The organism is Agromyces sp. GL_144 (genome assembly GCF_057834305.1).
Genome location: NZ_CM174399.1, coordinates 1,422,620 through 1,436,263 on the forward strand (window position 1 = coordinate 1,422,620; position 13,644 = coordinate 1,436,263).

General features: G+C 71.0%; 15 protein-coding genes and 1 tRNA gene. 8 read left to right on the forward strand and 8 right to left on the reverse strand.

Annotation, left to right across the window (positions count from 1 at the left end):
- The first annotated feature begins 15 nt into the window (after window positions 1-15).
- Together AC3IPY_RS06335 and AC3IPY_RS06340 are read left to right on the forward strand one after the other, a co-directional pair.
- Window positions 16-579 carry a hypothetical protein gene (locus AC3IPY_RS06335; protein ID WP_489187448.1) on the forward strand — a complete coding sequence of 188 codons (564 nt, stop codon included), beginning with the start codon at window positions 16-18 and terminating at the stop codon, window positions 577-579.
- A gap of 66 nt (window positions 580-645) precedes the next feature.
- Window positions 646-717 (forward strand) — tRNA-Arg (locus tag AC3IPY_RS06340).
- Window positions 718-754: 37 nt separating this feature from the next.
- Here AC3IPY_RS06340 and AC3IPY_RS06345 read toward each other — a convergent pair.
- Window positions 755-2,245, reverse strand: a complete 1,491-nt coding sequence (locus AC3IPY_RS06345) for an MDR family MFS transporter (RefSeq protein WP_489187450.1) — start codon at window positions 2,243-2,245, stop codon at window positions 755-757.
- A 73-nt stretch (window positions 2,246-2,318) separates the two neighbouring features.
- Between AC3IPY_RS06345 and AC3IPY_RS06350 the strand changes: the two genes are divergently transcribed.
- The gene (locus tag AC3IPY_RS06350; RefSeq protein ID WP_489187452.1) at window positions 2,319-2,912 is read left to right on the forward strand and encodes a TetR/AcrR family transcriptional regulator; all 594 of its coding nucleotides are present in this window, start codon (window positions 2,319-2,321) and stop codon (window positions 2,910-2,912) included.
- Between the two features lie 7 nt (window positions 2,913-2,919).
- Here the strand turns inward: AC3IPY_RS06350 and AC3IPY_RS06355 are convergent, their stop codons facing one another.
- Complete coding sequence (locus AC3IPY_RS06355; RefSeq protein WP_489187454.1) at window positions 2,920-3,219, reverse strand: hypothetical protein; 300 nt, start codon at window positions 3,217-3,219, stop codon at window positions 2,920-2,922.
- Between the two features lie 163 nt (window positions 3,220-3,382).
- Here AC3IPY_RS06355 and AC3IPY_RS06360 point away from each other — a divergent pair, with 163 nt between their 5' ends.
- The gene (locus AC3IPY_RS06360) at window positions 3,383-4,447 is read left to right on the forward strand and encodes an ATP-dependent DNA ligase (RefSeq protein ID WP_489187456.1); all 1,065 of its coding nucleotides are present in this window, start codon (window positions 3,383-3,385) and stop codon (window positions 4,445-4,447) included.
- A gap of 30 nt (window positions 4,448-4,477) precedes the next feature.
- On the opposite strand, the gene AC3IPY_RS06365 is transcribed toward AC3IPY_RS06360, so the two are convergent.
- Window positions 4,478-5,008: an Lrp/AsnC family transcriptional regulator gene (locus AC3IPY_RS06365; protein WP_489187458.1), complete on the reverse strand. Its 531-nt coding sequence runs from the start codon at window positions 5,006-5,008 to the stop codon at window positions 4,478-4,480.
- A 129-nt stretch (window positions 5,009-5,137) separates the two neighbouring features.
- Here AC3IPY_RS06365 and ald point away from each other — a divergent pair, with 129 nt between their 5' ends.
- Window positions 5,138-6,238: an alanine dehydrogenase gene (gene ald, locus AC3IPY_RS06370; protein WP_489187460.1), complete on the forward strand. Its 1,101-nt coding sequence runs from the start codon at window positions 5,138-5,140 to the stop codon at window positions 6,236-6,238.
- Window positions 6,239-6,333: 95 nt separating this feature from the next.
- Here the strand turns inward: ald and AC3IPY_RS06375 are convergent, their stop codons facing one another.
- Window positions 6,334-6,633: a metal-sensitive transcriptional regulator gene (locus AC3IPY_RS06375; RefSeq protein WP_489187462.1), complete on the reverse strand. Its 300-nt coding sequence runs from the start codon at window positions 6,631-6,633 to the stop codon at window positions 6,334-6,336.
- A gap of 16 nt (window positions 6,634-6,649) precedes the next feature.
- Entirely contained in the window at window positions 6,650-6,955 is a 306-nt protein-coding gene (locus AC3IPY_RS06380) for a rhodanese-like domain-containing protein (RefSeq protein ID WP_489187463.1), read from the reverse strand.
- Between the two features lie 264 nt (window positions 6,956-7,219).
- Here AC3IPY_RS06380 and AC3IPY_RS06385 point away from each other — a divergent pair, with 264 nt between their 5' ends.
- Both AC3IPY_RS06385 and AC3IPY_RS06390 read left to right on the forward strand, forming a co-directional pair.
- Window positions 7,220-10,921: an AAA family ATPase gene (locus AC3IPY_RS06385; RefSeq protein WP_489188259.1), complete on the forward strand. Its 3,702-nt coding sequence runs from the start codon at window positions 7,220-7,222 to the stop codon at window positions 10,919-10,921.
- Window positions 10,918-11,178 carry a hypothetical protein gene (locus AC3IPY_RS06390; protein WP_489187465.1) on the forward strand — a complete coding sequence of 87 codons (261 nt, stop codon included), beginning with the start codon at window positions 10,918-10,920 and terminating at the stop codon, window positions 11,176-11,178. Before AC3IPY_RS06385 ends, AC3IPY_RS06390 begins: the two co-directional genes overlap by 4 nt.
- Window positions 11,179-11,257: 79 nt before the next feature.
- On the opposite strand, the gene mscL is transcribed toward AC3IPY_RS06390, so the two are convergent.
- The 3 genes from mscL to AC3IPY_RS06405 are packed head-to-tail and all read right to left on the reverse strand — an operon-like array spanning window position 11,258 to window position 12,672.
- Window positions 11,258-11,692, reverse strand: coding sequence for a large conductance mechanosensitive channel protein MscL (mscL, locus tag AC3IPY_RS06395; RefSeq protein WP_489187467.1), 435 nt, complete (start codon window positions 11,690-11,692; stop codon window positions 11,258-11,260).
- 37 nt (window positions 11,693-11,729) lie between these two features.
- A complete protein-coding gene (locus AC3IPY_RS06400; RefSeq protein WP_489187469.1) occupies window positions 11,730-12,035 on the reverse strand; it encodes an FmdB family zinc ribbon protein in 306 nt (101 codons plus the stop codon).
- Between the two features lie 58 nt (window positions 12,036-12,093).
- Window positions 12,094-12,672 (reverse strand): 5-formyltetrahydrofolate cyclo-ligase, encoded by a 579-nt coding sequence (locus tag AC3IPY_RS06405; RefSeq protein ID WP_489187471.1) that lies wholly within the window; start codon window positions 12,670-12,672, stop codon window positions 12,094-12,096.
- Window positions 12,673-12,744: 72 nt separating this feature from the next.
- Here AC3IPY_RS06405 and galU point away from each other — a divergent pair, with 72 nt between their 5' ends.
- Window positions 12,745-13,644: a UTP--glucose-1-phosphate uridylyltransferase GalU gene (galU, locus tag AC3IPY_RS06410; protein WP_489187473.1), complete on the forward strand. Its 900-nt coding sequence runs from the start codon at window positions 12,745-12,747 to the stop codon at window positions 13,642-13,644.

Below are 13,644 nucleotides of genomic sequence, written 5' to 3' on the forward strand. Positions count from 1 at the left end.
TCCCGAGGAGGCGCGATGGGTGCGCAGGGCGATGCGAGCAGGGCGGTGAAGGGCCCGAGGCCGCTGCACGGCCTCGTGATCGTGGGTGCGAGCCTGTCGATCTGGTGGCCGGCGTTCACCCTCGGCGCGTGGGGCGAACTCTTCTTCGACCAGATCCTCATGGTGTGGGTCGCGGCGACGGCGGCGTTCTTCGTGGTCGCCTTCCAGCCGAAGCCGTTCCGTCACCGCGTCTGGCGCCTGATCGCCCTCGCGGTGCCGTCGCTCTGGCTCGTGCTGTCGTTCCTCGACGATTCGGGCGACAACGCGGTGATCCGGTTCCTCGACCTGCTGGGCATCGCCGTGGCGCTCGTGGGCATGCCGCTGACGCTCTGGGTGCTCGCGGGCATCTTCTGGCCCGACCTCGGCGCGGGTCTCTCCCGCCGCGCCGCCTCGATCGGCATCATGGCCCTCGTCGTCATCGCGATCGCCAGTTTCGTGCTCGGCCTGAACCAGGCGCGCTTCCTGACCTGCGAGGACTTCGCGCTGAGCGGCAACTCGAATCCGCCGGGTTGTGTGCACGCCACGCCTGCGTCGCCGTGAGCCGCGCGGCATGCCGATCTCCGACCGAAACGAGCCATCGCGAGAAGTCAGTAGACTCTTCAAGCCGCCCCCGTAACTCAGGGGATAGAGTGCCGACCTCCTAAGTCGGAAGCGCAGGTTCGAATCCTGCCGGGGGCACAGTTTCTCGCCATGCGTGCATCGCGGCCGGCCCGCCTCAGGCCCCGACCTCGGAACGAGACTCGTCGGCCGCGGCATCCGCCACAGGCTCGGGCTCGGGCCGCTCGACCTGAGCCCGCCCTGGCAGCCACAGTGCGACGCCCATCGCGACGACCGTGAAGCCGATCGCCCACCAGAAGGCGGTGTCGAAGGCCGCGGCGACGTCGGCCGGTGAGGTCGCCGCGGCGATGGAGGTCTCGAGGATCACCGCGAGGATCGCGGTGCCGAACGCGCCGCCGATCTGCTGCGCGAGTCGCGTGATGATGCTCGCGTGCGGCACCTCTGCGCGGTCGAGGCCGACGAAGGCGACCGTCATCACGGGGATCATGACGGCCCCGAGGCCGAGGCCGCGCACGACGAGCACCGCCATCAGCCACCAGAGGTTCGTCGTGGTGTCGGCGAGGGCCAGTGGGACCGTCGCGAGGCCGAGCACGAGGAATCCGCCGATCGTCACGGCCCGGGCGCCGACGCTGTCGGTGAGTCGCCCCGCGAGCGTGCGGCTGAGGAGCGCGCCGACGCCCTGCGGGATCAGGAGCAGGCCCGCGACGAGCGGCTCGAACCCGCGCACCGACTGGAAGTAGAGCGGGAGCAGCAGCATCGAGCCGTAGAGCGAGGCCCCCGAGATGAAGAGCACGGTCGAGCCGGATGCCACGGCCCGCCGCCCGAGCAGGGCGACGTCGACGAGGGCGCCGCCGCCGCGACGTCGGGCCCAGACGACGAAGCCGGCGATGAGCAGCGCTCCGGCCGCCATCGGTCCCCAGGCGTCCGGGCGGGCGAACCCGCCATCGGCGCCGACGTTCGAGAGGCCGTAGAGCACCCCGATGAGGCCGGGCGAGAGCAGCAGCAGGCCCACGAGGTCGAGCTTGACCGGGGTACGCGGGCCGTCGGCCGGCAGGAACTTCCACGCGAGCACGAGCCCGACCACGACGAAGGGCACGTTGACCCAGAACATCCACCGCCAGTCGAGCCAGGTGAGGATGACGCCGCCGAGCACCGGGCCGAGGATCGGGCCGAGCGCCGCGGGCAGGCTCACGACCGCCATGATGCGGCCGAGCCCCTTGCCCTTCGCCTGCTGCATGACGAGGGTCGCCATGAGCGGGAGCATGATGCCGCCGCCGAGCCCCTGGATCACGCGGAAGGCGATGAGGCTGGGTGCACTCCAGGCGAGGCTCGCCGCGATCGATCCGATGCCGAAGACGGCGAGGGCGATCATCCAGAGCCGCTTGCCGCCGATGCGCGCCTGCGCCCAGCCGACGAGGGGGATCGCGACGCCGAGCGCGAGCAGGTAGCCGGTGCTCACCCACTGGATGGTGGCGACCGATGCATGCAGTTCGGTCGCGAGCGTGTGCAGCGCGACGCTGACGATCGTCGAATCGAAGATGGCCGCGAGACCGCCCACGACCAGCACGAGCGCGGTCGTCATGACCCCGCGGTCGATGGCGGGCTTCGGTGCGCTCTGCGCAGGTCGGGCGGCGGATGACTCGGACACGGCGTGCTTCCCTTCATAAGATACTCGTATGTATCTAAAACAGCACGATACGCTCACGCGATAAGATACGCAAATGGATCTTGAGACGACGCGTCGCCGCCGCGGAAGCGAACTGGAGGAGGCGATCCTCGACGCTGCCTGGGAGCAATTGCTCGACGGTGGTTACAACGCGTTCACGATCGAGGCCGTCGCCGAGCGGGCCAGGACCAGCCGGCCGGTGCTCTACCGGCGCTGGCCCGATCGGCAGTCGCTCGTGCGCGCGGCGATGGAGCACGGCTTGCGTCAGGGGCGCATCGAGATCCCGGACACCGGGTCGCTTCGTGACGACGTCATCGAGCTGCTGCGGCGGTCCAACGCGGCGCGTGCGCCCATCATCCCCGTCATCAGCGTGCTCGTCGGCTCGTACTTCGCCGACACCGGGGCGAGCTTCGCCGACCTCAGGTCCGGCATGCTCGGCGACCGGCCGGTCAGCGCGATGGACACGATCGTCGAGCGGGCGATCGTGCGAGGGGAGATCGACCCCGCGGGCCTGACGCCCCGGGTCGCCGCGCTGCCGTTCGACCTGTTCCGCCACCAGTTGCTCATGACGATGAAGCCGATCTCCGACGAGGAGATCGTCGCGATCGTCGACGAGGTGTTCCTGCCCCTGGTGCGGGCGGGCAGCTGACCCGGACTCAGGTCCAGTCGACGGCGTGCGCCCATCCGGCGATGTAGGCGCGCTCGTTCGCGCCGAGCTTCAGACCGGCGGGTGCCGTCCCGACGTCGAGTCCGCAGATCTCGAAGACCCGGCGGGCCACGAACGGGCGCAGGGGAGCGGCCGGGGCGGCGAGGATCTCGCGCTGCAGGCCCCGGTCGAGCAGCGTCCACCAGGTTCCGATGGGCGGGAGCCCGATGGGCGGGAGCCCGATGGGCGGAAGGCCCCGGCCGGGCAGCATGGTGCGGGCGCGTGGATCGGCGGTGATGTGGTCGTGCATGGTGTGGTTCCTCGTTCCGGTCGGCCACGTCGTCGGGGGCGACCGAGATAGACCATACGCCACCAACCCGAACTTCGCGTGGGGCTTGTCCCGACCCGGGCGGAGTGTTACGGATGCGCCGGCGGGGATGCGCCGGTCGGCGCACCCGGAGCATGATGGTCGGATGGACCTCCCGGTGATGCCGCCCATCGCTCCCATGCTCTCGAAGGCCGTGAAGGAGATCCCCGATCTCGGTCACACGGAACCCAAGTGGGACGGCTTCCGCACGATCGTGTTCCGCGACGGCGACGAGATCGAGCTCGGCAGCCGCAACGAGAAGCCGATGACCAGGTACTTCCCCGAGCTCGTCGAGGCCCTGCGCGAGAACCTGCCCGAGCGGTGCGTGGTCGACGGCGAGATCATCCTCGTGCGGGAGGGCCGCCTCGACTTCGACGCCCTGCAGCAGCGCATCCACCCGGCCGCGTCGCGGGTGAAGCTGCTCGCCGAGCAGACGCCGGTGTCGTTCGTGGCGTTCGACGTGCTCGCGCTCGGCGACGAGGACCTGACGCAGCAGCCGTTCGGCGAGCGGCGTCGACGGCTCGAGTCCGCGCTCGCCGCGGCATCCGACCCGGTGTTCGTCACCCCGGCGACGGCCGACCTCGACGAGGCGCGGGAGTGGTTCACGCGGTTCGAGGGGGCCGGGCTCGACGGCGTCGTGGCCAAGCCGCTCGACGGCACCTACCAGCCCGACAAGCGCGCGATGTTCAAGGTCAAGCACGAGCGCACGGCCGACTGCGTCGTCGCGGGCTTCCGCTGGCACAAGACCGGCGGCATCGTCGGTTCCCTGCTGCTCGGGCTCTACGACGGCGAGGGGAGGCTGCACCATGTCGGCGTCGCGGCGTCCTTTCCGATGGCGCGGCGGGCGAGCCTCGTCGCCGAGCTCGAGCCGTACATCGAGACCGACCCGTCGCGGCATCCGTGGGGCGAATGGGCCGACCCCGAGGCGCATCAGGGGTCGCGCATGCCCGGCGCGGTGAGCCGTTGGTCGGCCGGCAAGAACCTCTCGTTCGTGCCGCTGCGGCCCGAGCTCGTCGTCGAGGTCGGGTACAGCCAGATGGAGGGCGACCGAATTCGCCACACGGCCCAGTTCAAGCGGTGGCGCACCGACCGGGATGCCGCGTCGTGCACGTACGAGCAGCTCGAGTCGCCCGACGGACTCGATCTGTCGCAGATCCTGCCGGTGCGCTGACGGCCCGCGGCCGGCCAGGGGCGCGGCGCCTCAGATGACGGCGCGCAACCCCGCCGACAGCGCCGTGTGGTGCTCGAACACGAGGTTCGTCTCGGTGAGTGCGACCGCGGGATTGGCCGAGAGGTTCTCGAGCACGAACTGGCGCACGTGATCGCTGTCGCGCACCCGCACGTGGATGAGGAAGTCTTCAGTGCCGCCGAGGAAGAAGAGCTGGGCGACCTCGGGCTCGCGGCGCAGCTCGTCTGAGATCTGCTCCATGAGGTGCCTCGCGCCCGGCCGGATGCGCACGCTCACGAGGGCCTGCAGCGTGAAGCCGAGCGCGACGGGGTCGATCTCGGCGGTGTAGCGCACGATGACCCCGCGTTCGCGGAGCGACCGGACCCGGGCGAGGCATGTCGAGGCCGAGACGCCGACGGCCCGCGCGAGGTCGATGTTCGGGATGCGGGCGTTCTCGTGCAGCCTGGCGATGATGGCCCGGTCGAGCTCGTCGAGCACGGCGGGGCCGCTCGACGGTGCAGGGCCGTTCGCCCTCGTCTCGCTGATCTGCGGCGCATCGGCCATGTCGCGGCATCCTCTCGAACAATTGCAACGGATGTCGCGAGTCTACCGAATTCCATGCGGAGGTTCTTCCGTGAAGGCGAATAAAGGGCGACGATTGGGGAACACACCAACTTTCGTTCGGAGCACCTCATGTACATCGGCGTACCCGCTGAGATCAAGAACAACGAATTCCGCGTCGCGATGACCCCCGCAGGCGTGCACACGCTCGTGCAGCGCGGGCACCGCGTCGCGATCCAAGCCGGTGCGGGCGCCGGAGCCGGCTTCACCGACGCCGAGTACCTCGAGGCCGGGGCCGAGATCGCCGCGACGGCCGCCGAGGCCTGGTCGGCCGAACTCGTGCTGAAGGTCAAGGAGCCCATCGAGGCCGAGTACGGCTTCCTCCGCGAAGACCTGACGCTGTTCACCTACCTGCACCTCGCCGCGGACCTGCCGCTCACGCGCGCGATCCTCGACTCCGGCGTCACGGCGATCGCCTACGAGACGGTGCAACTGCCCGACCGCTCGCTGCCGCTGCTCACGCCCATGAGCGAGGTGGCCGGCCGGCTCGCGCCCCAGGTCGGCGCGGCCGAGCTGCTCGCCTCGAAGGGCGGACGCGGTGTGCTGCTGGCCGGCGTGCCGGGCACCTCGCCCGCGAAGGTCGTCGTGGTCGGCGGCGGCGTCGCCGGCGAGCAGGCTGCGGCGACCGCGCTCGGCCTCGGGGCCGACGTCACCGTGTTCGACATCTCGCTGCCGAAGCTGCGCGAGCTCGACGCCCGCTACGACCACCGCATCCACACGCTCGCGTCGTCCCCGTACGAGATCGCCCGCCAGCTGAAGGACGCCGACCTCGTGATCGGCGCCGTGCTCGTGCCCGGTGCCGCGGCGCCGAAGGTCGTGACCGACCGGATGGTCGCCGAGATGAGGCCCGGCTCCGTGCTCGTGGACATCGCCATCGACCAGGGCGGATGCTTCGAGGGCTCGCACCCGACCACGCACGCCGATCCGACCTTCCGCGTGCACGACGCCATCTTCTACTGCGTGGCGAACATGCCGGGCGCGGTGCCCGCGACCTCGACGCCGGCGCTCACGAACGCGACGCTCCCGTACGCCGTGCGCATCGCCGACCTCGGCTGGCAGGCCGCCCTCGCCGCGGATCCCGCGCTGGCGAAGGGGCTGAACGCGACGGCCGGCCGACTCACGAACGAGGGCGTCGCGCTCGCCCACGGCCTGGAGCTGCAGACGGCGGGCTGAGCGGCCGCGTCGGTCGGGTAGCCATGCGCCTCGGCGCCGTATCGAGGCTGATTGCGCTCGGGGCTCGAAACGCTTCGCTACTCGACCGGCGCGCCTCAGGAGAGCGTGAGGAACAGCCGCTCGAGCTCGTCGACCGTGAGGCGGTCCTTCGCGGTGCCGGATGCCTCGTGGGCGTCGCCTTCGGCGACCTGCTCGGCGAGGCAGTCGCGCATCGCCGTGGAGATGATCGCGAAGCCCGCCTTGTCGAGCGCGCTCGAGACCGCCGAGAGCTGCGTGACGACCGTGCGGCAGTCCGCGCCGGACTCCACCGCGTCGATGACGGCGTTGAGCTGACCCCGAGCGCGCTTCAACCGGTTGAGGATGCGCCGCTGCGCGGCATCCGCCTCGCTCGTCATGCCGACGCCTCGCGCATCATTCCCCGCCGCGCGTGAGCGGGAGGCCCTGCCGGTGCCACTCGAGGATGCCGCCCGAGATGTTCACGGCGTCGATGCCGAGGCTCTCGAGGTAGGCGGTGGCCTGCGCGCTGCGCCCGCCGACATGGCAGAGCGTGTAGACGGTCGTGTCGCGGGGCACCTCGTCGATGCGCGCGACGAGCTCGCCGAGCGGGATGTGCAGGGCCCCCTCGATGCGGGCCTGCTCGAGCTCGTGCGGTTCGCGCACGTCGAGGATCACGGGGGCGTCGAGCGCCTCGACCTCGGCGGGGGTGATCTCCTGCATGCCTGATGGCTCCTTCGGGTCGCTCGGTGCTCGGCCGGCTCTGTGTACCAGCGCAGCGAGGCTAGCACGATACCCATGGGGTATCTGAACCGGCATCCGACGGCGCTGCATCCCACGAAACGGCCGTTCGGGCCTTATCGTGTCCGTGTGCGGCGGCTCGATCGGAACGAAGAAGAGGATGTGCTCCTCAGCGCGCGCGACCGCCGTGCCCGCGGTCTCGATGACCAGTCGGATGCCGCGGCCGAAGCACTCACCCCGGAAGCCATGCCCCAGAACCTCACGAGTCAGAACCTCACGAGCCCGCACAGCCTGAGCCTCGGCGACCCCGACCTCGTCGCGGGCAATGTCGCCGAGCCAGCGTGGCACCGGTGGCAGCGCGAGCTGGAGCGCGTCGGCGGGCGATCGCCCCTCGCGCGCTTCGTCGACACGCCGCGCACGCGCATCGAGCTCTCGACGACCCACCCCGGCGGGCTGCCGCAATTCATCACCGGCCGCTCGACGCTGCTGTCGAGCCTCATCCGCGACGAGCTCGCGCTGCGCAACGCCAAGCTCGCCGCCGCGCAGATCACCCAGAAGGGCGTGGAGCTCCGGTCGGTGCGCGGCATCGAGTCGGTGCACCTCGCGATCGGGCTCGCGTCCTGGCGCAACGGCGGCGAGGAGTTCCTCGCCCCGGTGCTGTTGCGGCCCCTCGCGATCCGGCGTTACGGGCGCGACTTCGAGCTGAAGCTCAAGGGGCAGCCCTTCCTCAACCCGGCGCTCGCGCGCGAACTGCGGCAGCAGTTCCAGATCACGCTGGACGCCGAGGCGTTCGTCGCGCTCGCCATCACGAACGGCGTCTTCAAGCCGCAACCGGTCATCGACCGGCTGCGCGGACTCACCAGCCACCTGCCGTGGTTCCAGGTCGCTCCGCGTCTCGTCGTCTCCTCGTTCGCCGAGGTCGGGCCCTCGATGGCCGTGGATGCCGCGAACCTCGAGCACCCCCTCATCGACGCCATCGCCGGAAACCCGACGGCCAAGGCGCGGTTCACCGACTCCGGCCAGCGGGCGCGTCCGGTGCCGCAGGACGAGCGTCCGCCCTCGACCGACACCCTGCTGCTCGACGCCGATCCCGAGCAGGAGCGCGTGATAGCCGAGATCGAGGCCGGCACCTCGATGGTCGTGAAGACGCTCCCCGGCACGGGCGGCACGCAGACCATCGTCAACGCCGTGGGGTCCCTCGTCGCGAAGGACCAGCGCGTGCTCGTGGTGGGCGCGCGGCGCGCCAGCCTCGACGGCATCGCCCACCGGCTCGGCCAGGTGGGCCTCGGCGGTGCAGCAGTCACGACCGCGGCCCTCCGCCGCGATCTCATCTCGTCGATCTCGCGCAACGAGAAGGTCGAGCGGCCGCGGGTCGCCGACGTCGACGATGCGCTCGTGCGCCTCCGCAAGGCGCTCGTCGACTACCGCGCCGCGCTCACGCGCCGCGATCCGGCGCTGCACGTCGCGGTGCTCGACGCACTCGGCGAACTCGCCCGCCTCGCACTCCTGCCGCAGGCGCCGTCGACCACCGCACGGCTCGGCCACGTCTCGCTCACGGCGCTCGCCGACGGCCGCGAGGCCGTGTCCCGCGACCTCGTGCGCGCCGCCGCGCTCGGCGAGTTCAAGTACGGGCCGGGAGACTCGCCCTGGTACGGCGCCTCGTTCACCTCCTCCGAAGAGGCGACGACCGCCCACGACCTGGCCAAGCGCCTGAGCGCAACCGACGTGCCGCGCCTCATCGACCGCGGGCGCACGCTCATCGGGCAGACACGGCTGCGCACCTTCGAGTCGGTGGCCGAACTCGGCGTGTTCCTGCGACTCCTCCTCGACGTGCGCGAGACGCTCGACAAGTTCCGCCCGTCGGTCTTCGACCGGCCGCTCGGCGAACTCATCTCGGCGACGGCGCCCCGGCGCGACTCTCCCGGCATGTCGGGCGCGAACCGCCGCAGGCTCCGCCGCCACGCACTCGAGTACGTGCGCCCCGGCGTGCACGTCACCGACCTGAACGCCGCCCTGCGCGGCATCCAGCAGCAGCGCACGCTCTGGCAGCGCTACTCCGAGGCCGGGTCGATCCCCGCCGTCCCGGTCGGGCTCGACGACGTGCACGTGGCCTACCGATCGGTCGAGGGCGACCTCGCCGTGCTCGATGCCCCGCTCGGGCTGACCGGAACCGCTCGACGCCTTGCGGCCCGACCCGTGCGCGACCTCACGACGATGCTCACGGGCCTCGCCGCGGAGTCCGAGGTGCTCGCCAACCTGCAGGAGCGCACGGCGCTGCTCGCGAGCCTGCGCGACCTCGGGCTCGACCCGCTGCTCGTCGACCTGGCCAAGCGGCACGTGCCCGAGCACGTCGTGGCATCCGAACTCGAGCTCGCGTGGTGGCAGTCTGTGCTCGAGCAGATGCTCGCGACCGACACCGCACTCCTCGGCGCCGACACCGCGCTCCTCGACCGGCTCGAGGGCGACTTCCGGCTCGTCGACGAGGCGCACGCCTCATCGGCGGGCCCGCAGCTCGCCTGGCACCTCGGCGAGAACTGGAAGGTCGCGCTCGTCGACCACCCCGACGAGGCCGAACGGCTGAAGCGCATGCTGCGCGCCGACCGCGTCGACGGCCGCTCGCTGCAGCGCGACACCCCGCACCTCTTCCGCGCGCTCGCGCCGATCTGGCTCGCCTCGCCCTACGACGTCGCCGCCATCGACCCGTCGATCACGTTCGACACGGTCGTGCTCGTCGACGCCGGCTCGACGACCATGGCCGAGAACCTCGGCGCCATCAAGCGCGCCAGGCAGGTCGTGGCCTTCGGCGACCCCGTCACGCAGACGCCGACGCTGTTCGAGACCGGACTCGACGACCCCGATGTCACGGATGCCGCGACCGACGCAGATGCCGAGGTCGACGGCGTCGACGCGCTGCACGCCGACTCCGCGCTCGCGCGCCTCGGCGAGCTGCTGCCGACCATGACGCTCACGCGCAGCTACCGCGCGGGCGGCGAGGACCTCGCCGAGCTCGTGAACCGGCGCTTCTACGGCGGCCGCATCGAGTCGCTGCCGTGGGCCGGCAGCTTCCTCGGGCACGGCAGCCTCGGCCTGCACTACGTGCGCGGCAACGGACTGCCCGACCAGGTCACCGGCACGGTCGAGTCGATCGACTCCGAGGTCGCGAAGGTCGTCGAGCTCGTCATGGAGCATGCCGTGAAGCGACCGCGCGAATCGCTCATGGTCATCACGGCCAGCACGCGTCACGCCGCCAGGGTGCACCAGGCGGTGCTCGCCGCGTTCGCCAAGCGCACGGACCTCTCGGACTTCATCCTGAAGGACCGGGCGGAGCCGTTCACGGTGCTCACGCTCGAGCAGTCCGTCGCGCAGAGCCGCGACCGCGTGATCTTCTCGGTCGGATACGGTCGCACCCCGCACGGCCGACTCCTGTCGAACTTCGGCTCGCTCGGCGAACCGGGCGGCGATCGCCTGCTCGCGGTCGGCATGACGCGTGCGCGGCGTTCGATGGACCTGGTCTCGGCGTTCCGCCCCGACGACATCGACGCCGACCGCCAGTCGCACGGCGTGCTGGCGCTCGCGAGCATCCTCAGCCAGACCGAGGAACGCGCCGCCGAGGGGGCGAACGGCTCGAGCGGGTCGTCGATGCTCGACGACCTCGCCGCACGACTCGAACGCCGCGGCATCCGCGTCTCACCCGGCCACCGCGGGCGCCTGGCGCTCGCCGCCGCGAACGCGGGCAAGGCCGTCGTGGTGGAGACCGACGAGGTGCTCACGGGCTACAGCCTGCGCGAGTCGCTGCGCCTGCGGCCCGACGTGCTGCGCCGGCTCGGCTGGCACTACCTGCGCGTGCACAGCTTCGAGCTGTTCGGCAACCCCGAGGCGGTCGCCGACCGGGTCGCGACGCTGCTCGGCAAGCCGCCCGTGCTGCCCGCGGATGCCCCGGCCGAATGAACGACGGACCTTCCGACTCCGAACATCCCGACGTCGAGCCCCCGCACGACGAGGGCGCCGGGCACGGTCGTCAGCGCGTCGAGCGGGCCGCAGGCCGGTCGCGTCGCGCACGACTGACCCCTGCTCCCGGAACAGACCCGTCGCCCGAGGCGCCCGTGCCCGGCCGCGAGACCGGGTCCGACGACGAGGCCCCGCGCGGTCCTGCGCGCCCCGACGACGAACGCCTCACCCGCGAGAAGCCGCCGCACTGGGGTTGAACGGCACCGGCCGCGGGTGGGCTCGACGCGCCCGCCGAAGCGCCGGCCCGCGGCATCCGCTCGCGTCGGTGCGTTCGGATCAGTGCTTGGAGTGACCGCCGCCCGACGTGCTCGACGACGCCTCGGCGAGCAGGTCGCGGATCTGCGTGAGCAGCTCGGTCTCGGTGGGCGCGGCCTCGTCGACCGGTTCGCCCGCCGCAGCCGCCTTGGCCCGTCGATCGCGGTAGGTGTTCATCGGCAGGACGAACACGAGGTAGACCACCGCAGCGACGATCAGGAACGTGATCACCGCGGAGAGCACGGCGCCGAAGCGGAACGTGGCATCCGTGCCGGGCACGGTCAGCGCCATGGCGCTCTCGAGGCTGTCGGCGTTGAACAGCAACCCGATGAGCGGGTCGATCAGGTCGGCGACGATCGAGTTGACGACCGCGGTGAACGCGGCGCCGATGACGACCGCGACCGCGAGGTCGATGACGTTGCCCCGTGTGATGAAGTCCCTGAATCCGCGCAGCATGCTGCTTCTCCCACCCCGGGCCGCGGGTCGGCCCGACCTAGGCCACGCTAGCGGCGGAACCGCTCGAAGACGAGCCCGATGACGAAGAGCCGGAGGACGAGCCCGAGGACGAGCCCGACGATGACGACGATGCCGGGTTCGACGAGGGGGAGCTGCCGCCCGAGCCGCCCTTCGGGCCGCCGCCCGAGCCGCCGGCGCGCGAGTCGGTGCGGTAGAAGCCCGATCCGTTGAAGGTCACGCCGATCGTGTTGAAGAGCTTGCGGAGGGGCTCGCCGCAGGCCTCGCAGGTCGTGAGCGTGTCGTCGGTGAAGGCCTGGTGGATGTCGAAGGCGTTGTCGCACACGGTGCAACGGTAGGAATAGGTTGGCATGGAGCTCTTTCGGTTCGGGGGTGCATCGCTGCTAGAACGCGTGGATGCGCGTCGGGGTCACGACGCCGTTCACCGGCTGGTCGTGCACCTCGCGTGGAACCTCTTCGACGAACTCGCTGTCGAACACCACGGCGTACACCGGGGGACATTTTCCCATCGAACCGAGGGTCTTGTCGAAATAGCCCCGGCCCCAGCCCAATCGCATGCCCGTCGAGTCGATCGCGGCGGCGGGTACGAGGATCAGGTCGACGTCGTTGATGGCCATCGGGCCGAGCAGTTCGCCGACCGCCTCCGGCGTGCCGTGCAGCCCCAGGATCTCGTCTTCGCTCTCGCCGATGGTCCAGTCGAGCAGGCCGTCTTCACGGGTGACCGGGAACAGCACGCGGATGCCTCGGGCCTCGGCCCACTCGACGAACGGCCGGGTGTCGGGCTCGCTCGGCATCGAGAGGTAGCAGGAGAGCGAGGTCGCCTCGGTGGAGCCGACGAGCTCCTCGAGCCGTGCGGTGAAGCCCTCGGTCGCGAGCCGCCGCTCGTGGTCCGGCATGTTCTGGCGACGCTCGCGGAGTTCGGCGCGCAGAATCCGCTTCTGGACGGACGGATCGTCGGACATGGCATTCATCCTAAGGCGCGCCCGGAACCCGCCGGTCTGCACGTCGCCGCTCGTCCGGTTACGCTGAGGCGCATGACTGAACGCATCACGAAGGCTGTGATTCCGGCCGCCGGCCTCGGAACCCGATTCCTCCCGGCGACCAAGGCGATGCCGAAGGAGATGCTCCCCGTCGTCGACAAGCCCGCGATCCAGTACGTGGTCGAAGAGGCCGTGAACGCCGGTCTCACCGACGTGCTCATGGTCACCGGCCGCAACAAGAACGCGCTCGAGAACCACTTCGACCGCGTCGGCGAGCTCGAGGCCACCCTCGAGCGCAAGGGCGACACCGTCAAGCTGGCCAAGGTCAACGAGTCGACCGACCTCGCCGACATGCACTACGTGCGCCAGGGCGACCCGCTGGGCCTCGGCCACGCGGTGCTGCGCGCGAAGATGCACGTCGGTCGCGAGCCGTTCGCCGTGCTGCTCGGCGACGACATCATCGACGCCCGCGACGTGCTGCTCGCGCGCATGCTCGAGGAGCAGATCGCCCGCGACGCGTCGATCGTCGCGCTGCTCGAGGTCGACCCCGACAGCATCCACCTCTACGGCGCCGCGGCGGTCGAGACGACCGACGAAGACGATGTCGTGCGCATCACCGGTCTCGTCGAGAAGCCCGCGAAAGAGGACGCGCCCTCCAACTACGCGGTCATCGGGCGCTACGTGCTGAAGCCCGAGGTGTTCGACGTGCTCGAGCACACCGAGCCGGGCAAGGGCGGCGAGATCCAGCTCACCGACGCGCTCATGGAGATGGCCGCCGACGTCGAGGGCACCGGCGGCGTGTACGGCGTGATCTTCCGCGGGCGCCGGTACGACACCGGCGACAAGCTGGACTACATCAAGGCCGTCATCCAGTTGGCGGCCGACCGCGACGACCTCGGCCCCGAGCTCAAGCCCTGGCTGACCGAGTACGTCGCCGGACTCGGACGCGACTGA

Excerpts from the sequence above, each read along its gene's own strand:
- AC3IPY_RS06335 (WP_489187448.1), top strand. The coding sequence starts at position 16 with ATGGGTGCGCAGGGCGATGCGAGCAGGGCGGTGAAGGGCCCGAGGCCG.
- AC3IPY_RS06350 (WP_489187452.1), top strand. The coding sequence starts at position 2,319 with ATGGATCTTGAGACGACGCGTCGCCGCCGCGGAAGCGAACTGGAGGAG.
- AC3IPY_RS06355 (WP_489187454.1), bottom strand. The coding sequence starts at position 3,219 with ATGCACGACCACATCACCGCCGATCCACGCGCCCGCACCATGCTGCCC.
- AC3IPY_RS06360 (WP_489187456.1), top strand. The coding sequence starts at position 3,383 with ATGGACCTCCCGGTGATGCCGCCCATCGCTCCCATGCTCTCGAAGGCC.
- AC3IPY_RS06365 (WP_489187458.1), bottom strand. The coding sequence starts at position 5,008 with ATGGCCGATGCGCCGCAGATCAGCGAGACGAGGGCGAACGGCCCTGCA.
- ald (WP_489187460.1), top strand. The coding sequence starts at position 5,138 with ATGTACATCGGCGTACCCGCTGAGATCAAGAACAACGAATTCCGCGTC.
- AC3IPY_RS06375 (WP_489187462.1), bottom strand. The coding sequence starts at position 6,633 with ATGACGAGCGAGGCGGATGCCGCGCAGCGGCGCATCCTCAACCGGTTG.
- AC3IPY_RS06380 (WP_489187463.1), bottom strand. The coding sequence starts at position 6,955 with ATGCAGGAGATCACCCCCGCCGAGGTCGAGGCGCTCGACGCCCCCGTG.
- AC3IPY_RS06385 (WP_489188259.1), top strand. The coding sequence starts at position 7,220 with ATGCCCCAGAACCTCACGAGTCAGAACCTCACGAGCCCGCACAGCCTG.
- AC3IPY_RS06390 (WP_489187465.1), top strand. The coding sequence starts at position 10,918 with ATGAACGACGGACCTTCCGACTCCGAACATCCCGACGTCGAGCCCCCG.
- mscL (WP_489187467.1), bottom strand. The coding sequence starts at position 11,692 with ATGCTGCGCGGATTCAGGGACTTCATCACACGGGGCAACGTCATCGAC.
- AC3IPY_RS06405 (WP_489187471.1), bottom strand. The coding sequence starts at position 12,672 with ATGTCCGACGATCCGTCCGTCCAGAAGCGGATTCTGCGCGCCGAACTC.
- galU (WP_489187473.1), top strand. The coding sequence starts at position 12,745 with ATGACTGAACGCATCACGAAGGCTGTGATTCCGGCCGCCGGCCTCGGA.